This window comes from Solitalea lacus (assembly GCF_022014595.1).
In the GTDB taxonomy this organism is placed as follows: Bacteria; Bacteroidota; Bacteroidia; order Sphingobacteriales; family Sphingobacteriaceae; genus Solitalea; species Solitalea lacus.
Window position 1 is genome coordinate 443,241 of the sequence record NZ_CP091740.1, and the last position, 22,602, is coordinate 465,842.

General features: G+C 40.3%; 17 protein-coding genes. 12 read left to right on the top strand and 5 right to left on the bottom strand.

Annotated features, from left to right (window positions below; translation table 11 throughout):
• Positions 1-124 precede the first annotated feature (124 nt).
• The 3 genes from L2B55_RS01915 to L2B55_RS01920 all read right to left on the bottom strand — a co-directional run bounded on the left by L2B55_RS01915 (position 125) and on the right by L2B55_RS01920 (position 1,406).
• Entirely contained in the window at positions 125-742 is a 618-nt protein-coding gene (locus L2B55_RS01915) for an ISAon1 family transposase (RefSeq protein ID WP_237848602.1), read from the bottom strand.
• 341 nt (positions 743-1,083) lie between these two features.
• Positions 1,084-1,224, bottom strand: a complete 141-nt coding sequence (locus L2B55_RS19020) for an ISAon1 family transposase N-terminal region protein (RefSeq protein WP_420854513.1) — start codon at positions 1,222-1,224, stop codon at positions 1,084-1,086.
• Positions 1,191-1,406: a hypothetical protein gene (locus L2B55_RS01920; RefSeq protein WP_237848603.1), complete on the bottom strand. Its 216-nt coding sequence runs from the start codon at positions 1,404-1,406 to the stop codon at positions 1,191-1,193. Before L2B55_RS01920 ends, L2B55_RS19020 begins: the two co-directional genes overlap by 34 nt.
• A gap of 544 nt (positions 1,407-1,950) precedes the next feature.
• Between L2B55_RS01920 and L2B55_RS01925 the strand changes: the two genes are divergently transcribed.
• Both L2B55_RS01925 and L2B55_RS01930 read left to right on the top strand, forming a co-directional pair.
• Positions 1,951-2,271 carry a type II toxin-antitoxin system RelE/ParE family toxin gene (locus L2B55_RS01925; protein WP_237848604.1) on the top strand — a complete coding sequence of 107 codons (321 nt, stop codon included), beginning with the start codon at positions 1,951-1,953 and terminating at the stop codon, positions 2,269-2,271.
• Between the two features lie 55 nt (positions 2,272-2,326).
• Positions 2,327-3,430: a HigA family addiction module antitoxin gene (locus tag L2B55_RS01930; RefSeq protein WP_237848605.1), complete on the top strand. Its 1,104-nt coding sequence runs from the start codon at positions 2,327-2,329 to the stop codon at positions 3,428-3,430.
• A gap of 705 nt (positions 3,431-4,135) precedes the next feature.
• Here L2B55_RS01930 and L2B55_RS01935 read toward each other — a convergent pair.
• Entirely contained in the window at positions 4,136-4,462 is a 327-nt protein-coding gene (locus L2B55_RS01935) for a DUF1016 N-terminal domain-containing protein (protein WP_237848606.1), read from the bottom strand.
• 664 nt (positions 4,463-5,126) lie between these two features.
• Between L2B55_RS01935 and L2B55_RS01940 the strand changes: the two genes are divergently transcribed.
• From L2B55_RS01940 to L2B55_RS01970, 7 genes are all read left to right on the top strand, one after another.
• Positions 5,127-6,434, top strand: a complete 1,308-nt coding sequence (locus L2B55_RS01940; RefSeq protein ID WP_237848607.1) for an MFS transporter — start codon at positions 5,127-5,129, stop codon at positions 6,432-6,434.
• Positions 6,435-6,501: 67 nt separating this feature from the next.
• Complete coding sequence (locus L2B55_RS01945) at positions 6,502-7,263, top strand: SDR family NAD(P)-dependent oxidoreductase (RefSeq protein ID WP_237848608.1); 762 nt, start codon at positions 6,502-6,504, stop codon at positions 7,261-7,263.
• A 26-nt stretch (positions 7,264-7,289) separates the two neighbouring features.
• Entirely contained in the window at positions 7,290-8,507 is a 1,218-nt protein-coding gene (gene uxuA / locus L2B55_RS01950; RefSeq protein ID WP_237848609.1) for a mannonate dehydratase, read from the top strand.
• Between the two features lie 45 nt (positions 8,508-8,552).
• Positions 8,553-10,007 carry a glucuronate isomerase gene (uxaC, locus tag L2B55_RS01955; protein WP_237848610.1) on the top strand — a complete coding sequence of 485 codons (1,455 nt, stop codon included), beginning with the start codon at positions 8,553-8,555 and terminating at the stop codon, positions 10,005-10,007.
• Positions 9,956-10,969: a sugar kinase gene (locus tag L2B55_RS01960; RefSeq protein WP_237848611.1), complete on the top strand. Its 1,014-nt coding sequence runs from the start codon at positions 9,956-9,958 to the stop codon at positions 10,967-10,969. Before uxaC ends, L2B55_RS01960 begins: the two co-directional genes overlap by 52 nt.
• Entirely contained in the window at positions 10,956-11,609 is a 654-nt protein-coding gene (locus tag L2B55_RS01965) for a beta/alpha barrel domain-containing protein (RefSeq protein ID WP_237848612.1), read from the top strand. The genes L2B55_RS01960 and L2B55_RS01965 overlap by 14 nt, the downstream gene beginning before the upstream one ends.
• Before the next feature lie 43 nt (positions 11,610-11,652).
• Positions 11,653-13,872: a glycosyl hydrolase family 95 catalytic domain-containing protein gene (locus tag L2B55_RS01970; RefSeq protein WP_237848613.1), complete on the top strand. Its 2,220-nt coding sequence runs from the start codon at positions 11,653-11,655 to the stop codon at positions 13,870-13,872.
• 131 nt (positions 13,873-14,003) lie between these two features.
• On the opposite strand, the gene L2B55_RS01975 is transcribed toward L2B55_RS01970, so the two are convergent.
• A complete protein-coding gene (locus tag L2B55_RS01975) occupies positions 14,004-15,011 on the bottom strand; it encodes a LacI family DNA-binding transcriptional regulator (protein WP_237848614.1) in 1,008 nt (335 codons plus the stop codon).
• A gap of 445 nt (positions 15,012-15,456) precedes the next feature.
• On the opposite strand from L2B55_RS01975, the gene L2B55_RS01980 reads away from it, so the two are divergent.
• The 3 genes from L2B55_RS01980 to ltrA all read left to right on the top strand — a co-directional run bounded on the left by L2B55_RS01980 (position 15,457) and on the right by ltrA (position 22,448).
• Positions 15,457-18,687: a SusC/RagA family TonB-linked outer membrane protein gene (locus tag L2B55_RS01980; RefSeq protein ID WP_237848615.1), complete on the top strand. Its 3,231-nt coding sequence runs from the start codon at positions 15,457-15,459 to the stop codon at positions 18,685-18,687.
• Between the two features lie 26 nt (positions 18,688-18,713).
• A complete protein-coding gene (locus L2B55_RS01985) occupies positions 18,714-20,522 on the top strand; it encodes a RagB/SusD family nutrient uptake outer membrane protein (RefSeq protein ID WP_237848616.1) in 1,809 nt (602 codons plus the stop codon).
• Positions 20,523-21,170: 648 nt separating this feature from the next.
• Entirely contained in the window at positions 21,171-22,448 is a 1,278-nt protein-coding gene (gene ltrA, locus L2B55_RS01990; RefSeq protein WP_237848617.1) for a group II intron reverse transcriptase/maturase, read from the top strand.
• The last annotated feature ends 154 nt before the right edge of the window (positions 22,449-22,602 follow it).

Consider the following 22,602-nt stretch of genomic DNA (forward strand, 5'->3'; position numbering starts at 1 on the left):
TCGCTTTAAATCCAATAAGAAAAGGTTCGATATTTGTACTTTAAGGTCCGCTTAAATTCGCCCTTAGATTAGCTTCTAAGGGCGTTTTTGTTGCAAGTGTATATAGCTAACTGTATATACTTCCTTAGAGAGATACCCAACGGATCTGGATCAAAACCTGTGGACTAAGCATAAAGTTAGCAAGCCTGAAAGGGAAAAAATTGACATTTCCCACTCCTCTGTATTGTGCTCGAAAGGCCTTAATTTTCGCATTGAACGATTCGGCAGAGGCATTGGTGCTTTTGTTGTCGAAATAATTGAGAATGTTCTTGTGGTGATTGATGATCGTTCGGGAGATGGTATTGAAGGACTTGAATCCAGACTGTTCCGCCTGCTCATTCCATCGGGCTAATCTTGCAAACCCATAGAGCTTATCCCGATTGTCCTGAAAGATCCAGGATAGTTTCTGCGCTAAATCATAGGCTTTTCTTAGGGTAGGGTATTTTTCAAAGAGGAGTTGGGCCCGTTCGGTTTGTTCAGCAGTCCAGTTAGCCTCCTGCTTATATAAGAGGTACCGGCTCCTGGCCAGTAGTTGTTTTAAGGTATCTCCATTGGAAAGCACTGGAGGGTGGTAGGTTGCTTTGGATAGTTTAGCCGCTTCCAATGCTTGATATTCTGCCTCGATTGCCTCCCAGCGGTATTTAATCCGTATCTCTTGCAGGGCTTCTGTGGCCAGCTGTTGAACATGGAAGCGGTCGATCACCTGAGTGGCATTGGGAAAGCTTTTTTTAGCAATCAGGCTTTGTTGCCCGCTAAATCTAAAGTGATCTCTTGTACTTGCTTACGTTGCTTTAAGGGGATTTTCTGCAACAAAGGGATGATATTCTCGGATTTGGTCCCTTCGCGGTATAGAGCTCCCCCTGGGAGAGGGAAGTTTCATCGATGGATAGAAAAGGGCCAATGTTCTGTTCAAAAATAAGTCCTTTGCGAGCCATATCCTTATTTTTCCAAACAGAGTAGTCACTAAGTTTGTCCCGGTAATACCGTTGCAATTTTTTACCGCTAATGCCGTAAAAAGAACCGATTGTTTGCAGGCTGTGGGCTTTAGTATCGGCTGATTGCTTTTAAAAAAGCCGCAAAATCCTTCGTGATTCGCGTTCCCTTGGCTACTGCCTCCCAATTGCGGTAAACTACCTTCTGGGTGTCCAGATTCATCCACCGGCGACGTTTAACATGCAAGAACACCTCCCGACCCCGGATGGGAAAATCCTGTAAAATAATTTCATCGAAAAAACCTTAATGGTATTGAGTTCTTCCAGGTAAAAATGAAGGGCATTGGGCTGTTCTTTATGATCAACCAGTTTGAAATAGTCAGAAACACCTTCGGGAATAATCAGATGAAGAAGGGCTTGAAAGGAGTCGTGCATAATAAGTTCTTACTCCACAAAAATCATCTTTTATCCTTAACTCCACAACTTTGAGTCTGATCCTACCCCGCCCGGTTGCTAAAACTCACTTCGGAGCTTGATGTGTATTAAATCAAAAATGTATTAGAGAAAATAAGGTACTATTTGAGTTTAGTAGGAGGCATGACAATTTCTCAAAAAATGCCAGTGCAAAAAAAGTTAACTTATATGATATCCTTGTTAACTCAACAGGAGTAGGAACTTTGGGACGCATTGCAATTGTAAAAAGGTTGCCCGAAGATTTAATAACTGTTGATTCGCACGCGACAATTGTTCGACCAAATTCCCAAAAAATTAATCCATTATATTTTGGATTTTCAGTAATTAAAAAACAGAAAGTGATTGAGGGATTTAGCGTTGGCTCACCCGGACAAGTTGCGGAACCTAAAGCAAGCTAAAATAAAGCATGAAGCCGTAAACAATTCAGTAAAATATTCACAAAATCGTGAATATTTTATAGTTATTTTTAGTTACTTTTGTTGCACATTTACCTTTCGAAAGTTTAATGGAAATTAGTTTTAAGAAGCAAGTGTTGGCAGATTTATATGAAGGCAAGAAAATAACAGATAAAGCATATAAATCCAACCCCACACTAATAAAACAGTATATAAAAACGATAGATAAGTTAAAGTCATTACAGAATATAGAACAAGCATTTCAATTTAAAACCCTTCGCTATGAAAAGTTAACAGGTAATTTAAGAGGCAAAAGTTCGGTAAGTGTAAATATGCAATACCGAATCATCTTTGAAGAAGTTACCGCTAATGAAGAGCCGTTTGAAATCATCTTGTTGGAGATTGAAGAATTAAGTAATCATTACCAATAGGTTTTGTTAAACTTTAAAAAGGAAGGCTGCCTTGTAAAAAAACAGTCAAAACACTATGACTATTCATATTAAAGAACTTGTTCCGGCAAATGCCACTCACCCGGGCGAAGTTTTAAAGGAAGAACTCGAGGCAAACGCTATAAAACAAAAAGACTTTGCACTACAAACAGGTATTCCGCGCACCCAATTGAATGAAATCATCAAAGGCAAAAGAGGAATAAATGCCGATATTGCCCTCCGTATTGGTAAAGCGCTACAAATGGATGCGGATTTGTGGATGAATTTACAAAGTGGTTTTGATTTAGCTATTGCCCGCATTAAAGAAAAAAACAGGGCCCAACTGGAGGCCATGGACAGATGGGATATGATTAAAAATTATATCCCATTAAAGTTCTATAAAAAGCACAGTGTCATCAGTGGCAATCCGTTAAAAGATATAGAAACGGTGTTTACTATCTATGGAGCTAAAAATTCTGACGAATTAATCAGCGTGTACAGCAAAACGAGTTATGCCTGTTTTCGTAAATCAGAAAAATTAGAAATTGATAAAATTAACCTAATTGGCTGGGTAAAGTTAGTAAACTACAAGGCTACCCAACTAAGCGTAGCAGCATTTGATTGTAGCTCGAAGGAGCAGTTATTAGCAGAATTAAAGCAAATATTTAGAGCTAATAAAAATACGGTTGAATTGACTCAGCTGACGCTCGGCAGGCACGGAATTAAACTCGTTGCTCAGCAAAAACCAGATAAATGTGCTATTGACGGTATCTCATTTTGGAGCAATGGCAATCCTGCAGTCGGCATCAGTTTAAGGCACCTGCGTATTGATAATTTTGCATTTACCATTATGCATGAGTTAGGACACATTTTCTTGCACCTGGTAAATAATAACACGGCCGAATTTATAGACTTAGAAGATAGTGATAACGGATATGGCAACAGTAAGGAGGAAATTGAAGCCAATCAGTTTTCTGCCGACGCATTAATAGATAAGCATGCATGGCAAGATTTTACAGCCAAAAGCACCATTCATAATACAAAACACGTGTATGATTTTGCTAAAAAGGTAGGAGTTCATCCCGCATTAATTTACGGGCGCTATTCAAAAGAAACCGGTAACTATAAAATTAAAACCTCGATTGACAGAGCACTGCAGTAAACATTTAGTAAAGCTTCCATAGTCTTGGTAGTACATTTATCCGCCAGAGCTAATTTTATACACTGTACCTTTTTTCTGACCACTTTTAATGAGAATGTTTATTTCTACCAACTCTTCAAGATCACGTAGTGCAGTTCTTTCAGAAGTATTATAAAGCGTTTGATATCCACTATTAGTGATACTTTTATGCTCTGCTACATATAAGACCGCCTTTACTTGTCTATCATTTAATCCTAGATTTTTAAGTTGATCTTCGGTATAGCGATTTCTATAAAGGGTGACTAAAATCCCGCCATCCTGTTCCTTAATGCCTTCCCTTTCTTTTTTATCGTTTAGGACGCTATTGATTTTTAATTATTTAAAAATTGGTGATACACCCGTTCCCGTTGCCACTATGCGAAAACAGGATCTTTAGTGTTTCTGTAGCAAGATCGGATTGCAATGCCGGCAGAGTGCTAGCGAAATTGGTAATGGCATTCCCTTGGTGCTTGTAAAGGTTGCTCTCGATTTGAAGTACCATTACATTTCTACTCCAGCCGTTTTCAATAGTCTTTCGGATATAAAACAGACGTTCGTTGATATCCTTAACCCTTATCCAATAAAGAAATGTGATGGTACCAAGTTAATTGTGCAAGTTGCGCTTGCACTTTTTCTTGATCTTCAAATTGTGCAAGTGCCACTTGCACAATTGTTATAGATTTATTTTCATCGTTCTGTAATTGTGTAGCCTGGGGGTAGCACAATTTGTAAATCGGGATAGGCTTCTGCAAAAGCCCTCATGTATTTGAGATTTCTTATGGATAGGCCTTTAAAATCTGGAAATTCTGCTTTTAAGTCGGCTGCTAACCTATCAATGATTTTAGCTCCCCAACCTTCTGTTTGTTGCTGCTCTAATATTGTTTTGCCGATTTCCCAATACACACTTAGCAATTCGGTATTTACAGCTACAGCTGCTTTTAGTCGGGCCTGTCTGATTTTTTCTTTCAGATCGGTTAATATCCGGCCATAATCATTGCTAGACAACAGGCTCATAATTAATTTTACTAAGGTTTAAGCTAATTCTTTCATTAAGTACAGCGATTAGCCCCATCGCAACGTGCTTGTACTCGGCCGCATGATGCAGAACTTGGTAAAATTAGGTATTAGTCGGTCCAGGGCATGGGAGTTTTCAAACTCCCGAAAAGGCTATTGGCACATCGCCAATAGCTGGATACTGTCGACATCCTTTACCAATAGTCGGCTAAAAGACGCCGGATATCCCTCTTTGACGAAAAGTTATTTGACTGCTCGAAAACTAAATTAAGGAACCGCCGTATACCGAACGGTACTTATGGTGGTGTGAGAGGACAAGTAGCCAACTAATGGCCACTTTCCTATTCGTACTAATAACGTCATTAAAAACTATCTAAGCTTTATCAATCCCAAAACAGACAAAATTTAAGTTGGGTTAAAAGCTTGGATTTTCTCGCCCCCCCTTCTTTCTTCTCCTTAATCAAAAAAATAATGCCTATGGCTCTAATAAAATCCTAACCTTCAAATTATCTTAAAATCAGGAAAACGTTTGAACCGACATCTTCAAACGTTTTCCTGACTTCTTAGAGGATTTATAAAAGTTTCATAGTTGTTTTATAAACTTAACCATTCTATTTTCAGTCGTCATAAAGACATTAAAAATACTTTATACTTAAACCAAACTATGCAAAATATTGGCAAATACAGGTGGTCAATTTGTGCGTTGCTTTTCTTCGCTACAACCATCAATTATATGGATAGGCAGATAATTGGCCTGTTAAAGCCTGTATTGGAAAAAGAGTTCAATTGGACGGAAAAGGATTATAGTTTTATTGTAATGGGATTTACTGCATCCTATGCACTAGGGCTTTTATTCTTTGGTCGTTTAGTCGACAAAATTGGATCTAAATTAGGGTATGCCATATCAATTATATTATGGAGTCTGGCTGCTATGGGACATGCTTTGGCGCGCAGCACTTTCGGTTTTTTTGTAGCCAGAGCATCCTTGGGTGTTGGCGAAGCAGGTAATTTTCCATCGGCAATTAAGTCTGTGGCAGAATGGTTCCCCAAAAAAGAAAGGGCTGTAGCTACAGGAGTTTTTAATTCGGGAGCTAATATCGGTGCAATTGTAGCGCCTGCTGTAATTCCTTTTATAGTGGCCAGTTTTGGTTGGCAGGAAGCATTTATTTATACAGGAGCTTTAGGGTTTATTTGGCTATTGTTTTGGTGGTTTTTATATGAGATTCCGCAAAAACACAAACGTTTAAGTGAAAAAGAATTACATCATATACAACAAGACGATGGTAAAGTTGAAATGGTTTTTCAAACAGAAAAAATATCAATCGTAAGCTTATTAAAAATGCCACATACTTGGGCATTTGCAATTGGAAAGTTGCTTACTGATCCGGTTTGGTGGTTTTTTCTGTTTTGGCTGCCATCTTATTTTGCTTCTTCTTTTGGATTAGATCTTAAAAAAACAGGTCTGCCTTTGATAATTATATATACAGCCGCTAGTATAGGAAGCATTGTCGGAGGATATATATCGTCTTATCTGATAAAAAGAGGGTGGCAGGTTACTCAGGCCCGTAAAAGCACCATGTTGCTTCTTGCTTTTTGTGTATTTCCAATTGTAACTGCACAATTTACACATCAATTATGGGTGATAGTTGGATTGATTAGTTTGGCTTCAGCAGCACATCAAGGGTGGTCAGCAAATATTTTCACTACTGTTTCTGATTTTTTTCCAAAGGAAGCAGTAAGCTCGGTTGTAGGTATAGGTGGAATGGCTGGAGCAATAGGCGGCATTGCATTCCCTCTCCTTGTCGGAAGTTTATTAGAATATTATAAATCAATAGGAGCAATGAATACGGGATACAATATCTTATTTGTTGTATGTGGATTCGCTTACCTATTGGCCTGGGTGGTTTTATTTGTTATTGCACCCAAGTTAAGCAACAAAAAAGAAACGACGCAAGTCTTAACAACGGCCTAATAAAAATATACAAACACAATTATTTATCTGAATAGACTTTTTAGTCATTCGTCAAAACAAATTAAAAATGACAATAAATCCTTTTGATTTAACAGGCAAATTGGCACTGATCACAGGTGGGGGCACCGGCTTAGGTATTGGGATGGCGCAGGCCATGTGTAATGCTGGAGCCAAAGTAATAATTACTGGCAGAAGAGAACCTGTTTTATTAGAGGCAGTAAAAGAGTTAGGCGAAAATGCTCAATATATAGTTCACGATATAAATGAACTTAATACAATTCCTGCTCTTGTTGATAGGGTTGAGCAAGCTTATGGCCCGATTGATATAGTAATAAATAACGCTGGAATTAATATGAAAAAACCCGCGATAGAGGTTACTGACGAAGATTTTAATCAAATTATTCATACAAATTTAAATGCAGTATTTGCCTTGACACGCGAATGCGCGAAAAGAATGTTGCCTCGTAAGCAAGGTTCTATCATCATGATTTCATCCATGACTGCTATGTATGGTATTGATCGCGTGGCTCCTTATTCAGCGTCAAAATCTGCAGTGAAGGGAATGATTATGGGCTTGGCATCTGAATTTTCACCATTCGGAGTACGAATTAATGCCATTGCTCCTGGATTCATAGAATCACCGATGATGTTGAAAGCAATGGATGGTGATCCACAAAGAAAAGCAAAGGTTTTAGGACGTACTCCTATGGCTGCTTTCGGAAAAGCGGAGGATATAGGCCATACTGCTGTATACCTGGCATCAAATGCGGCCCGATTTGTTACAGGAGTGACCATTCCCGTTGATGGAGGTAACTCTATTGGTTTTTAAAATCTCCTTGGAATAATTTTTACAAAATGCACTTTTTAGAAAACAACAATATAAATATTGATACTTTAAATGTATCAGGATTAAAAATGATGGAACAAACCTGGCGATGGTTTGGGCCACATGATTTGGTATCCTTACAGCATGTAAGGCAGGCAGGAGCTACAGGTGTTGTTACAGCTTTACATCATATCCCTCACGGAGAAGTGTGGCCAGTGGATGAGATTATGAAGCGTAAGAAAGAAATTGAAGGTAGCGGGCTTCGGTGGTCAGTGGTAGAAAGTGTTACTGTTCACGAAACTATTAAGACGCATAGCGGAAATTATCAGGAGTACATTGAAAAATATAAAACTACAATACGAAATCTGGCAAAATGTGGTGTCAATATAGTTACCTACAATTTTATGCCGGTGCTTGATTGGACCCGCACATCTATAAATTATGAAATGCCTAATGGCGCTAAAGCGCTGTATTTTAATTGGCTTGATTTAATTGTATTTGATGTTCATATTCTGCAGCGAAAGGATGCAAAAAACGATTACAGTAGTGATTCACTTGATAAAGCTTCTGTACGTTTTGAGAATATGTCGACAGAAGAAATTGAGCGATTGACTTCTGTTGTTTTACTTGGTATTCCTGGTGAGGAAGAACTGACTCTGGATCTCCTTCGAAAAGCACTTGCTACTTATGAGCATATTGGCCAAGCCGAACTTCGGGAAAATCTAAAATATTTCTTGCAAGAAATAGCTCCGATTGCTCAAGAGTGTGGAATTAAACTCGCTATTCACCCTGATGATCCTCCATTTGATATCCTAGGGCTTCCACGTGTGGTGAATTCTAAAGAAGATTTTGAATTTATTTTAAAGGAGGTAAATATTCCTGCAAACGGAATATGTTTTTGTTCCGGTTCATTAGGAGCTTCTTCTCAGAATAATCTACCTGAAATAGTTAAATCCATTGGCGATCGCATTCATTTTGTTCATCTGCGGAATGTAAGTAAGGACAAGGAAGGAAACTTTTTTGAAGCTGACCATTTGGGCGGTGATGTTAATATGTTTAGTGTGATGAAAGAGCTGCTAATGATTCAGCAAAAAGTACAGCATGCAATCCCTTATCGTTCTGATCATGGACATCAAATGCTTGATGACTTAAACAAGTTTACCAACCCCGGATATTCCGCAATTGGCCGATTAAAAGGACTTGCCGAATTAAGAGGACTTGAGTTGGGCATTGTTAGTTCTATGTAGTCTTTTAAAATCGTTTTAATCGTCCTGGACATTTAGAATAAATCCATGAAAACATTTTTGCACGAAGATTTTTTACTTACCAGTAAAACAGCTCAAATACTCTATCACCAGCATGCGGCAAATATGCCTATTGTCGATTATCATAATCACCTTTCTCCTGAAATTGCAGCAACTAATACCCCTTTTGCAAATATGACTGATATATGGCTAAAGGGAGATCATTACAAGTGGAGAGCTATGCGAACAATGGGTGTAGATGAAAAATATATAACAGGGAACGCAACTGATCAAGAGAAGTTTATTCAGTGGGCAAAGGTTGTGCCTCATACCATTCGTAACCCTTTGTACCACTGGTCGCACATGGAATTAAAAAATCCATTTGGGGTAAATGAATTATTAAATGAAGGAAATGCAGAGGCTATCTATCGACACTGCAACAATTTATTGCAGCAACCGGAGTTTTCACCTCAAGGATTGCTAAATAAGTTTAAAGTTGAAGTGATTGTCACGACGGATGACCCAACGGATGATTTACAATGGCACAGGCAAATGGCAAGGGAGCAGAATAAAGTGTTAATGCTTCCAACCTTTAGGCCCGATAAAATTTTTCAGATAGATCAAGCTGATTTTCAGGTATATCTTCGAAAATTGGGAGACACGGCTGGTGTGTCTATACAATCTTTGAGTGATCTTTTACTTGCCCTCCAAAACCGTATCGATTTTTTTGCAGAACATGGTTGCAGTTTGGCCGATTACGGTTTGAAAGCCATTCCTTTTTGTAAAGATTATTCATTTACCAAAGCTGATGTAATGTTGAAAAAGGCGATAGAAGGTACTTATATTCTCTCTGAAGAGGAAGTTCTAAACTATCAAATGGTTTTATTACTAGAGCTGTGCAAAATTTATCATCAAAAGCAATGGGTGCAACAATTTCATTTAGGAGCACTCAGAAATGTGAATACCCGTTTACTAAACTTACTGGGAGCTGATGCAGGTGTTGATATTATAGGAAGCACTTCGCAGGTGGAAAGTTTAGCGTTTTTCCTAAATCAGTTAGATCAAAATAATCAACTTGCCAAAACAATCCTTTATAATCTTTCTCCTGCAGATAACGAAAGGTTTGCAGCGTTAGCCGGTTCCTTCCAAGGGGCTGGAATTAAAGGGAAGGTTCAATATGGGGCTGCGTGGTGGTTCATGGATCAAAAAGATGGCATTGAAAAACAGCTTGACGCCCTTTCTAATATAAGTCTTCTAAGTTGTTTTGTTGGCATGCTTACTGATTCTCGCAGCTTTCTCTCTTTTTCACGTCATGATTATTTCAGAAGAATTTTATGTGCCAAACTTGGCCAGGAAATGGAGCAGGGAATATTGCCAAACGATATTCCTGGAATAGGAGAATTAATTGAGAATATCAGCTATTACAACGCAATAAACTATTTCAACTTTAAATGTCCAATACCCAAAACATACTCACCTTTGGAGAACTATTATTCAGAATAAGTCCTGAGTTAGAGGAACAAAATGCTGGTTTTTTTATAGGAGGAGCGGAACTTAATGTAGCCTCTGCTTTAGGTCGCTGGGGGCAAAATGTTTCTTATTTGACCACTCTGCCTGATAATGATTTAACACAACTGGTCTTAGCTAAACTAAAAGAGCGCAGAGTCAAAACGGATTCAGTTATGTTGAGCGGAAATCGAATCGGAGCTTATTATCTTACTCAGGGAGCCGATCTAAAAAATCAGGGAGTGATCTATGACCGGGCACATTCTTCTTTTTCAGAATTGAAACCAGGTCTAATCGATTGGGAAAAAGTCTTTCATAATGTAGATTGGTTTCATTGGAGCGCAATCACTCCGGCCTTGTCGCAAGCTCATGTAGATATTTGTAAAGAAGCTTTGGTCTATGCAAAGAGATTGGGGATCACAACTTCAGTTGATTTAAATTATCGTTCAAAGCTCTGGAACTATGGTGTTGAGCCTATTGAGGTGATGCCTGAGCTAGTGAGCTTTTGTGATATAGTAATGGGCAATATGTGGGCGGCTGAAAAAATGCTGGGTATTCCGGTTTGTTCAAGTGTTGGCGGTGAAAATCTAAACGACTCCGTTTATTTGAATGCGGGTGAGGAATCGGCTTTAAAACTAAAACAGCAATTCCCAAATTGCAAAGCTGTGGCTTATACGTATCGTTTTTCAGTGCATGAGAACACCATTCGTTATTTTTCCTCACTACATGCCGATCAATATTATATTTCGTCAGTTTACTCTTCTAATAAAATAGTTGATAAAGTTGGAACGGGCGATGCTTTTATGGCTGGATTAATCTTAGGTCTAAGAGATCAGCTTCCTTATTCGGTTACCTTAAAATTTGCCACTGCTTCAGCCTTTAGTAAACTTTTTGTCTTGGGAGATTGTAACACAACTCCCTTTGAAAACATTCAACAATTGGTATATGAAAATTCATAACAAACAAAAAAATACCATTCAGGAACTTACTAAATCAAAGATTTTGCCTTTGTTCTATCACGAAGACATAGAAGTGTGCCTTAAGTTGCTCAAAGCTTGTTATGATGGCGGAATTAGGGTTGTAGAGTTTACGAATAGAGGGGGAAATGCTTTACAGAACTTCTCTCAACTTCGAGTTCATGCATTGGAACGTTATCCGGATATGATTCTTGGAATAGGAACCATTAAAAACAAAGCAGAAGCAGAATGCTTTTGGAAAGCAGGCGCCGCCTTTATTGTAAGTCCAGCAATGGATGAAGAAACAGGTATTTTTTGTTTGGAAAAAGAACTATTGTGGGTTCCCGGTTGTATGACGCCAACAGAAATAAACAAAGCTGTTCAATTGGGTTGTAGTCTGATCAAGTTATTCCCAGCAAATGCATTGGGTGTTGGTTTCTCCAAAGCCATGAAAGATGTTTTTCCGGATACTAAATTTATAGTCACCGGCGGAATCGAGGCTAAACAAGCTGAACTTGATAAATGGGTGGACAATAATGTTATTGCCATGGGCTTGGGGAGTAGTTTAATTAAAAACGACTGGATAGCTGCTAATAAGTATGATGAGATTACACGTGTACTACAAGAGATTTGCGTTTATTAATTTGGTGTTGGCATAAAAAACGACCGATGACATTAAACAACAAATGAACAAAAAAGAGATTTTCTATTTCCTCATCATATCAGTATTCCTTGTGCAAGCAGGTTTTGCTCAATCAAATACTACTGTTATCAATTGGCAAAAATTCCTTTCCCGCAATGATTTGGTGTTTGATACGCTTACTACCAAATGGGAAGAAGGAGTTTTTACCGGCAATGGTTTGCTTGGCGCTATGCTTTACATGAAGGATAGCAATGCCTTGCGCCTGGAGGTTGGTCGTACGGATGTAGTAGATGGAAGAGAAGGTTCGCCGGCATTTCAAAAAGCTCGTTTACCCATCGGACATTTTGAGCTCAGACCGGAAGGAAAAATTATAAAGAATACCGCCCGGCTTTATTTATGGAATGCTGAAGCAAATGGAACGATTGTAACCGATAAAGGAACGATTCAATGGCGCACCTATACACTTTCACAGATGAACGTTATTGTTTTTGAAACGAAAGTGAGTGCCGGTGAAAGAAAATTTCAATGGCAGTTTCACCCCGAAGTTTCCATTAGCGGCCGCACAAAATTCAGGAAGGCTCCTAATGGATATGTGGCTAATCCGCCCTCCATTCTTGAAACGGCTGGAGCTGTTGAATACTGTAAGCAGCCGATGCTTGCCGGCGGCGACTACACTACGGCATGGGCCGAAAACAATAAAGCGAACAGTAGAATATATTACCTTTCAGTTGCTATCAATAGAAAACAATCCTCCGCTGATGAAGCTGTACAAACCGTCAGCAATGCCGCAAAAGATAACTTGCAGCAATTATTGAATGTACACCGACAATGGTGGCATCATTATTATCCGCAGAGTTTTATATCGCTGCCCGATGCACGAATGGAAAGTTTTTATTGGATACAGCAATATAAACTGGCATCGGCCACCAGGGAAGGGAAACCAGCCTTAGATTTGATGGGCCCTTGGTATCGGCATACACCATGGCCGGCTTATTGGTTTAACCTGAATATTCAGTTGACCTATTCGCCGCTTTACGCAGCCAATCAGTTGGAATTAGCCAATGGGCTTGTAAAAATGATTGATGAGGGCAAAGAGAACCTGAGCAGGAATGTGCCGGCAGTATACAGACACAATGCGCTGGCGCTGGGCCGCGCTGCTACGAGTGATTTGTCCAGTTCGATAAAAGTGAACCCAATACGAGATACAACTGCTTCAGAATCGGACCTCGAGTTGGGAAATCTTACCTGGTGTCTATATAATTACTGGTTGCAGTACCGATATTCTATGGACGAAAGTGTAAAAACAAAACTTTTTCCATTATTAAAGGGAAGTATCAACTATTACCTTGATGTGATGAGGAAAGAAGAGGATGGTAAATGGCATTTGCCGCATACTTATTCGCCAGAATACCCCGGTGGTACCACCAGAGATTGTAATTATGATTTGTCATTGTTTCGTTGGGGCTGTGAAACTTTATTAAAGCTAAATCCGAGTGATAGCCTTGCTTCACGATGGAAAGATGTATTGATCAATCTTACCGATTATCCTACGGACACCAATGGCTTGCGGATAGGCCGGGATGTGGCATTTAATAAATCCCACCGTCATTATTCACACATGCTGATGATTCATCCTTTGTGCATCATGAATTGGGAGCAACCAGAAAACAGGCCGCTGATAGAAAAATCATTGCAACATTGGCTTAGTCTTAAATCGGAATTTGCCGGATTTTCATTTACAGGCAGTGCATCAATACATGCCGTAATGGGCCAAGGTGATAAAGCTCTTGACTATCTGAATCAATTATTCGGCTATACGAAACCTAATACAATGTATTTAGAAGAAGGGCCTGTAATTGAAACACCGCTGGCTGCCGCTACCTCTATTCAGGAGTTACTATTACAAAGCTGGGGTGATAAGATCAGGATCTTCCCTGCAGTTCCATCTTCATGGAAGGATCTGTCATTTGAAAACTTAAGAACGGAAGGCGCATTTTTAATCAGTGCGGTTCGAAAAGACGGAGAAACAAAATGGGTAAAGATAAAAAGCTTGGCTGGTGAGCCTTGTATTATTCGTCCAAATATAGAGGGAAAGCTACAGATTAAAGGCCAGGTACAATTGAAGGATTTAGGGAATGACACTTATTCTTTGCAACTTAAGAAAGGCGAAGAAGTTGTTTTATATAGAAATGCTTCAGACTTATTGTTAAAGGCTGATGCTGTGAAGCAAGATGGAAGAAATAATTATTGGGGAAAACATTAAATTAACCAACCGCTAAAAATTGAAGCCCGGGCCATTTCAAAAACTTCTTTTTTCGAAGGGTGTACCGGGCTATTAGTGCTGAACATTTGATTTACCTCGAAGATGAATTCGAAGGCTTAAACTCCGAAGGTCTAATGCACAATAAGCTTGCATTCTAAATTAATATTTTGAATGCCTTCCTCAGTTGCACCATTAATTAACTTTAATAAGAGAGAAATAGCTTTTTCACCTATTTCATATGGCCGTTCATCCAACGATGCTAGTGGTTTTTCATCAAAATATTCAAACATTGGCAAGTTTCCAAAACCAATGAACTCAATTTTCTTTTGATTGGTTTGTGATTGTTTCCTCAGAAACTGCATTGCATCAAGCACCATATAATCTTTAAAACAAAGAACTGCGGTAGGCGGTTCATCCACCTGTAGTAGTTCTTTCATTGCTTTTTGGGTTCCTGCTTTTGTTAGGTCACATATTTTTACCAGGTCTGCATCATAGGCAATGTTGTTCCTTCCCAGGGCCTCCATATAACCATCATAACGATGCTTGCTGGTAAGCAAAGAATCAGGCCCTTTTAGATGGGCGATTCGAGTATGGCCCTGAGCAATCAAAAAATCAACTGCTTTACCTGCTGCCTCATAAACATTACTCGATACCCAGTTATGTAACATGGCTTCTTTAGGTTGTCGAACGAAATACACTACGGGTATTCCTGCATTTTCTAAAGCATTAAAGTGATCGTACGACGTGGTTTCTTTTGAAACAGCAACGATGACGCCATCAACTTGGGCACGTTGCATAATTGCAACGAGCTCCTTCTCCCTTGTTAAACTTTCATGCGATTGAGTAGTAAATACGTTGTAATTATTTTTCAATGCATAATCTTCAATTCCATTAACTGTAAGCGAAAAAAACTGGTCGATAAGCTTTGGTAAAATAACACCTATAACCGAGGACTTTTGATGCTTTAAATGTAGCGCTGCTTGGTTGGGTACATAATTAAGCTCCTTGGCAAGTTTCTGCACCCTCTCTTTAGTTGTTAAACCAATACTCGGGTGATTATGAATTGCCTTAGAAACGGTTGAAACGGAAATGTTTAACTTTTGGGCAATTTCTTTAATTGTGGGTGCAGACCTCTTCATATTCGTGGTTTAGGGCTCGAAAGATAAAACAAATTACATCTCTTGTGTGAAAAAAAATACGAAAACGTTTGAAAGAGCATTTTCAACCTTTTTCGTAGCCTCATTTCACAAATTTCAGATTTTATTTACGCAACAATAATCCATAAGATCCCAAGTATAATCCATTGTCTGCCAGTTTTAGAACTATAATTTTTGTTGCTCTAAAATCTTAAATAACATGACCTTATTAAAAAAGAAATGAATCAAAAACGTTTACAATTAATACCCATTTACCTCGCTTGTGTGAAAAAATACGAAAACGTTTGAAAGGGTAATTTCAAACGTTTTCGTAGCCTGGTTTCACTGGTTACGGCTTTATCAGCTTTTTGATTTGCAATTAATCCACTTTAGTTTAAGGGAATTAATTGAGTGATACAACCATTTTAAATCAATTTTTAATTATTTTATGAGAAAAACTCTACAATTTCTGATTGTGTGTATAATGCTCTGTAATTCAGCGCTTTTATTTGCACAAACTCAGGCAACCAAGACGGTTACCGGACAGGTAAGGGATGAAGTCGGATTGCCGATACCTGCTGTATCGGTATTTGAAAAAGGAACCTCCAATGGCACCACAACGGATGCTAATGGAGCTTTTTCAATTAAAGTAAATTCAGGAAAAATCCTGGTCTTTAAAAGTATCGGATTTATTCAAAAAGAAATCACGATAGGTTCAGCAACTGTTCTAGGTGTTGTGCTTAAAGAAGAAGCAACGAGCTTAAAGGACGTTGTGGTAGTGGCTTACGGTACCCAAAAGAAAGTAAATGTTACAGGCGCAGTCGATGTGATTACCTCCAAACAATTGGAAAATCGCCCTGTAACCAGTCCCAGCGCCCTGTTGCAAGGCACGGCTCCCAGCTTGATGTTCAGCACACCGGCAGGCGGTAACACCCCGGGCTCAAGCCCCACCGTTCAAATCAGGGGACAAGCTCTTTTAAGTGGCGCAACTACACCATTGGTGGTGATTGATGGGATTCCTGCGGTTATGGGGGACTTCAATGCGATGAATCCAAATGATATCGAAAGTGTATCGGTATTGAAAGATGCCGCTGCCGCTGCCGTATATGGCGCCCGCGCCCCTTTCGGTGTACTGGTTGTTACTACCAAAATGGGCAAGAAAAATGAAAAGCCTGTATTTACATATAGTGTAAACTTTGCAAATGTTTCTAATGTGAGAACGCCTCACACTGTTGACTCATATACTTTTGCGCTCTCCAGAAATCAGGCGTTTGCAAATAGTGGAAGTGCTCAATTGTTCACACCAGCCGTTTTGGATATGATTCAGGATAATGTAAATAATCCTGGAAAATATACCCTTGAACAACTGAATCCTAATAATGGACTTGCATGGAGTAATGCCGCCCAAACATATAACAACAATGATTGGTTTGATGTATTTTTTCGCACTTCATTTCGTCAGCAGCATGATTTCTCTGTAAAAGGTGGAACTGATAAGGTCAACTACTTTGTTTCTGCCTCTTTTGTGGATCAACCGGGTGTTTTTAATTTTATAGAAGATATAGACAAGTACAAACGGTATAATTTCAATGGAGGATTGGTTGCACAGGTAAATGACTGGATGAAGCTGACCTATCGTACCCGTTATTCATTATCCAACACATTAGCCCCAACAGGGACAGATAATGATAGAAACAGGTTCTATCAATTTGCTTACGGAGCGTGGCCAACCATTCCGGTAAAAAATACTACAGGACAATATAGCGCCCTGTCGCAGATTCTTGCGGCAAAGGAAGGTGGTAACTCTGATAATAAAAGCCATCTCCTGGATAATATATTAGGACTGGATCTTGATCTTGCAAAGGGATGGACGGCACATGTTGACGGTACCTGGCGTGTGGCCTTTAATGACAACCAGACGCTTCGTAAACCTGTTTATGAAATAGCACCTAACGGAGCGCTCAACCCGGTTCAGTTTACAGATGTATCCCAGATAGCTAAAACAAATTCTTTGGGAACATACAGGACTCTTCAGGGCTATACAGCTTATGAACATAACTTTGGAAAACATAACTTCAGAGTGCAAGGGGGCGCCCAAATTGAAGAGAATAATGCGAAATACTTGACTGGTTCTAACCTGAACCTTTACATTATCGATATGCCTTCAATCGCTACTTCGTACGGAACAACTCCTTTCCTTACCGATGAGATTAACGATAATGCGGTTGCTGGTGTCTTTGGAAGGTTTAATTACAATTATAACGATAGATACTTGCTTGAAGTGAATGGACGATACGATGGTTCCGGCCGTTATGCAGCTGATAAGCGTTGGGGCTTCTTCCCGTCGGTATCTGCGGGCTGGAATATGAGTAACGAAAATTTCTGGAAAGTGATCGAGCCGGTTGTCAATCGTGCGAAATTAAGAGCGTCCTATGGTACCGTGGGTAACCAGGGTCAGACGGGATTTCAGCACATATCTACCATGGCAGGCTCTCCCCAGTCAGCATGGATATTCGACGGCAAACGTCTGCCTTTTGTGAGTATGCCGGGCATATTGAACTTTGAACGTACCTGGGAAAAGTTTACCACGGCTGACTTTGGCTTGGAATTAGGCTTCCTAAACAACCGCTTAACCACAGAGTTTGATTATTTCAATAGATTATCATGGGATATGATCGGTCCGCCTACTCCTCTGCCAAATGTATTAGGTGATACTGCTCCGCCAGTAAACAATGCTGCAATGGAAACCAAAGGTTGGGAAGCGCAAGTAAAATGGACAGATAAGATCACCAGCAGATGGGACTACAGTGTAGGTGTAAACCTGTCGGATGCGTTGTCGAAAGTAACCAAATACAATACGACAGTCAACTCTCTAAGTGGATGGTATGTTGGAAAAGAATTGGGTGAGATCTGGGGATACACTTCTAATCGCTTACTGAACGCAAATGACTTTGCAGCTCCCGTACCGACAGCTGGAGCACAACCAATTGTGAGTCAGAGTAAGATCCATCCACAATGGTATCCAGGTGACGTGAAGTATGAAGACCTTGATGGTGATGGTTTAATATCAGCAGGTAATTTAACCCTTGAAAACCACGGTGACTTGCGCAAGATCGGAAACAGTACGCCTCGCTACCGTTTCGCATTCAACCTGGCTACCGGTTATAGCATTCCCAAAGCAGGACGTGTAGATGTGTCTGCATTCCTTGAAGGTGTAGGCAAGCGTGACTTGTTTATGTCAAGTAGTTACTTTTATTGGGGAAATATGTACACCGGCAGTACGATTGGAACGGGTATATATCAAGGAAAACAACTGGACTATTATAGAGATGCCAATAGCAACCCAAGACTTCTTGCACACTTAGGTGAAAATGTAGATGCTTATTTCCCAAGGCCTTATAGCAATGCAGGTGGTCAAGGTGCTAAAAACTTCGCGACCAATACCAGGTATATGATGAGTGGTGCCTATATGCGCTTGAAAAACGTAATGGCAACCTATACTTTGCCGAATGAGTGGTTAAAACACGCGAAAATTCAGAACTGTCGCCTTTATTTCTCGGCAGAGAACATCGGCGTGTTGTCGAAGCTGCCTAATTACATAGATCCTGAGTTCGTGAACGGAGGCCAAATGTATCCGGAACAGGCAACGTACTCATTTGGTGTGAATCTTGGATTTTAATTGATAATATAAAAAAACGAACGATAATGATAAATAAGTCCGTTAAGAAAATGATAAGGAGAACCATCATGTGGGGTGCTTCTTTCAGTATAATTGTTTCTATTTCTTCTTGTGTGGATGATTTTTTGGATAGAGCTCCGCTTGATAAGATATCTACAGCTGAATTTTGGAAAACTCCTGGGGAACTGGAGGCCTATATAACAGGTTTATATGATTGGTTGCCGGGTCAACTATCTCCAACCGGGATGGGGTACTATACAGCCGACCAAACCTCAGACAATATGGTTCTTGCAACGAGCTACAACACGTATATGAATGGGCAAGTCTCCACTACCCCAGCTACCGGTGGTGGATGGAACTTTGCTGCTATACGACAAATCAATACGTTTTTCGATAACTATCAACGTTGTCCGGAGCCATTCGCAAAGTATCAGCAAACTTATGGGGAAGCTTGCTTTTTGAAAGCAATGAGGTATCATGGACTGGTGGCTGCGTTTGGTGATGTGCCCTGGTATTCACACGTTATATCAGATAAAGATACCGAACAATTGTATAAGCCGAGAGATTCCAGGGCGTTGGTTGTAGACTCCATTATGTCGCTCATCGATAAAGCGATCGTTAACCTTAAACCAAGATCGGCGGTTGGCGTAAACAGGATAAACAAAGAAACGGCGCTGATTTATAAATCTCGTGTAGCATTGTATGAAGCAACCTGGGCTAAATATCACGCCGGAACACCTTCCGCTTCGGGCGTAGATGCCAATAAGATGTTCCAAAAAGCCATAGACGCATACACGCAGTTTAAAACAGATTGTGGCGGGTTTGCAGGTAAATTATATACCACCGGTGGAACACAACAGGCTTATTACAACCTGTTTGGTCAATTTGACTATAAAGCTATCCCAGAGGTTACTTTAAGCAAGAACTATTCGCAAGCATTGGGTGTAACCAATCAGGTGGGTTATATCGTATGGTTATATGGTTATGGTGGATGTTCATACTCTTTGGATTTAGTAAAGAGTTACCTAAAAAAAGATGGAACCTCAATAGATATTACAGATCCATCTGTGGTAAACACATCGGGTACTGCTTCTTTAACGCAGATGGCCGGCCTTCTTGACCCGCGATTCAAACAAAGTGTATTTATACCAGGTGATTTGATCAATAACAATACTGGAGCTTATAATGGCATGTTATTTACTGTACCTACGATGAATAGCAGTGCTGACAGGAATACAATAACAGGATTTGCACCAAAGAAAGCGCATAACCCTAGTTCAACACTACAAGGCAACTATATCGATCCTGAGATTGCAGGTATTGCTTTCAGAATACCAGAGCTGATGCTCAACTATGTGGAAGCATATGTTGAGTTGAATGGAACATTCCCGGATCTTTCTGATAATATAGATTTAATTCGCGCCCGCGTTGGTATGCCTTCACTGACCAGTGTGAAACCGACAGTAACGGCAAGCTGGCCTGACTATGGCTATCCTGTATCAGACGCTTTGGCGATTGTGAGACAAGAGCGCAGGGTTGAATTGGCTGGAGAAGGTTTTAGAACGAGTGACTGGAAAAGATGGCGTGCACATAAATTATTTGATGGCAAACGTCCAAAAGGTTTTAAGTATAATGCAGCGGATTTTGCTAATATAATCCCTAAACCAACAAATATAAAGGTGGACGCAAATGGCTTTGTTGACCCATACCAGGCTACCTTGGCTAATGGGTACACATTTAATCCTAATAGGGATTACCTTTCTCCTCTTCCAACGGATGATCTTTTACGCAACAAAAAGTTGACGCAAAATCCAGGATGGGATTCGCCAAAGTAATCGATTTTTATTTATAGACCTATGATATTGTTTGAAGCTCCCCGCCCCAATGGCGGGGAGCTTTTCTTAGTGCGTCAGGCATGTTTAATAGCTCTAGGGTGCAAGTCCCGAACACGCTTTGTAGTGGGAAGTGTTAGCCGACGGCAAGGGTGTCCTTCGCGAGAAGGAATCTGAAGGAAGCCCAAGGCAAACTCTCGAGCCTACGAACAGAAACTGTATAAGAGGCAGTCATGGCAGGATAAGATTGCTAAAGAAATCAAAGTCCCACACTACACAGATGCCATGAATGTATATGCAGAGGCTACATGAGAGGAAAGCGATTAGACTTACCCTGAGAGATCTGATAACAATCTGGCAGCGGGAGAAGCGCAACCTAAAGCGGAAACAGCTTGCAGGGATGCAAGCACTGGTGTTATCAGAAGTCAGCAGAAGCCATAGTATTCCAAGTAATGTTGGGAAAAGGGCTGAATGTTAAAATTGGCAAGGAAACAGCTAAATCATTTGAAGCGAAAAAAAAAAAAAGCCGAAACACGTAAGAGAACTGTCTGCATGAGGAAAGGTCGGAAACCGAAAGTAGACTGCAGAAGGAGCTTAGCAGAAAATGAAAGAAACTGACGGAATTGCCCGAATGCGCTATCGGTTAAAGTAATGCTAGAGAGAATATTCGACAGAAGAAACCTTGAAAGAGCCCTTGTTGCCGTAGAACGCAACCAAGGGGCAGCGGGTATTGACCATCTGCAGAGCGATGAACTTCGCCCCTATGTAAATGCCCACTATCAAGCCCTACTGAAAAGTATACTCCAAGGCACTTATGAGCCACAACCCGTGCGGAAAGTAGAAATACGCAAACCACAGGGCGGCAAAAGGATGCTAGGAATTCCTTGTGTAGTGGACAGGATGCTGCAACAAGCGGTCTCCCAATGGCTAATTCCGCAGTACGAACAGGAATTTAACGAAAACAGCTTTGGTTTCAGGCCGGGTAAGAATGCCCATAAGGCAGTAATGACTGCCCAAAAGTACCTTAACACAGGCCGGGAATGGATAATAGAGCTGGATGTGGAGAAATTCTTCGACAAGGTAAACCACCAGCAACTACTGGGTTTACTAAGTAAGAAGATTGCGGACAAACGCACCCTAAAACTAGTCAGCCTTTACCTGAAAAGCGGCATAATGGAAGGCGGAGTGCTAAGCCCTCGCAGCGAAGGTACCCCTCAAGGTAGCCCGTTAAGCCCATTGCTTTCCAACATCATTTTAAATGAGCTGGACAAGGAGTTGGTAAAGCGGGGACATAAATTTGTGCGTTATGCCGATGATTGCAGTATCTATGTACAAAGTAAGAAAGCAGCCCAAAGAGTAGCTGCCGGAATCATAGAATACATAGAAAAGGAGCTACTACTAAAGGTAAACAGGGTAAAGACGAAAATCAGCCGACCCTCCAACAGCTACCTGCTTGGCTTCAGCTTTTATAAAACAAAGAAAGGCTGGCAGATTAGAATAGGAGAACAGCCCTTCCAAAGGGTGAAAGCGAAATGTAAAAGGATAACCCAATCAAGTAACCCCAGCCCAGAAGCAAACAAGCTTAAAAAGCTCGATGAAATCATCAGAGGCTGGGTAAACTACTTTAAAATCGCCAATGCGAGAAGTAAAATGGAGAAACTTGATGAATGGTTAAGAACCCGATTGCGAATCAACACCTGGAGGAGATGGAAACGGATACGAACCAAAGTCTCCAACCTAATAAAACTCGAAGTAGGAAAATCATTGGCCTATCAGTGGGGCAACACAAGTAAAGGTGCAGCCAGAGTTGCACACAGCCCCATTTTACTTAGAACGCTGAATATCAGCTACTGGAAAAAGAAAGGCTATTGGGGTTTTCAGCATTATTATTGTCAATGGCAAGCCGATGGGCAACCGTCGTTATTTTAACAAACCGCCGTATACGAGAACCGTACGTACGGTGGTGTGAGAGGACAGATAGGGAAATAATCCCTATCTTCCTACTCGATATGACGGGTATATTACACCATTCTTGTCCATTTTTCAATATTTTTAGTATGGCACAGCTTTATCATAACCGATT

Bases quoted from the DNA above. Each gene is read 5' to 3' on its own strand.
- L2B55_RS01935 (WP_237848606.1), bottom strand. From the start codon at position 4,462: ATGAGCCTGTTGTCTAGCAATGATTATGGCCGGATATTAACCGATCTG.
- uxuA (WP_237848609.1), top strand. From the start codon at position 7,290: ATGCACTTTTTAGAAAACAACAATATAAATATTGATACTTTAAATGTA.
- L2B55_RS01970 (WP_237848613.1), top strand. From the start codon at position 11,653: ATGAACAAAAAAGAGATTTTCTATTTCCTCATCATATCAGTATTCCTT.
- L2B55_RS01945 (WP_237848608.1), top strand. From the start codon at position 6,502: ATGACAATAAATCCTTTTGATTTAACAGGCAAATTGGCACTGATCACA.
- L2B55_RS01930 (WP_237848605.1), top strand. From the start codon at position 2,327: ATGACTATTCATATTAAAGAACTTGTTCCGGCAAATGCCACTCACCCG.
- L2B55_RS01975 (WP_237848614.1), bottom strand. From the start codon at position 15,011: ATGAAGAGGTCTGCACCCACAATTAAAGAAATTGCCCAAAAGTTAAAC.
- uxaC (WP_237848610.1), top strand. From the start codon at position 8,553: ATGAAAACATTTTTGCACGAAGATTTTTTACTTACCAGTAAAACAGCT.
- ltrA (WP_237848617.1), top strand. From the start codon at position 21,171: ATGCTAGAGAGAATATTCGACAGAAGAAACCTTGAAAGAGCCCTTGTT.
- L2B55_RS01980 (WP_237848615.1), top strand. From the start codon at position 15,457: ATGAGAAAAACTCTACAATTTCTGATTGTGTGTATAATGCTCTGTAAT.
- L2B55_RS01960 (WP_237848611.1), top strand. From the start codon at position 9,956: ATGTCCAATACCCAAAACATACTCACCTTTGGAGAACTATTATTCAGA.
- L2B55_RS01985 (WP_237848616.1), top strand. From the start codon at position 18,714: ATGATAAATAAGTCCGTTAAGAAAATGATAAGGAGAACCATCATGTGG.
- L2B55_RS01920 (WP_237848603.1), bottom strand. From the start codon at position 1,406: ATGCACGACTCCTTTCAAGCCCTTCTTCATCTGATTATTCCCGAAGGT.
- L2B55_RS01925 (WP_237848604.1), top strand. From the start codon at position 1,951: ATGGAAATTAGTTTTAAGAAGCAAGTGTTGGCAGATTTATATGAAGGC.
- L2B55_RS01940 (WP_237848607.1), top strand. From the start codon at position 5,127: ATGCAAAATATTGGCAAATACAGGTGGTCAATTTGTGCGTTGCTTTTC.
- L2B55_RS01965 (WP_237848612.1), top strand. From the start codon at position 10,956: ATGAAAATTCATAACAAACAAAAAAATACCATTCAGGAACTTACTAAA.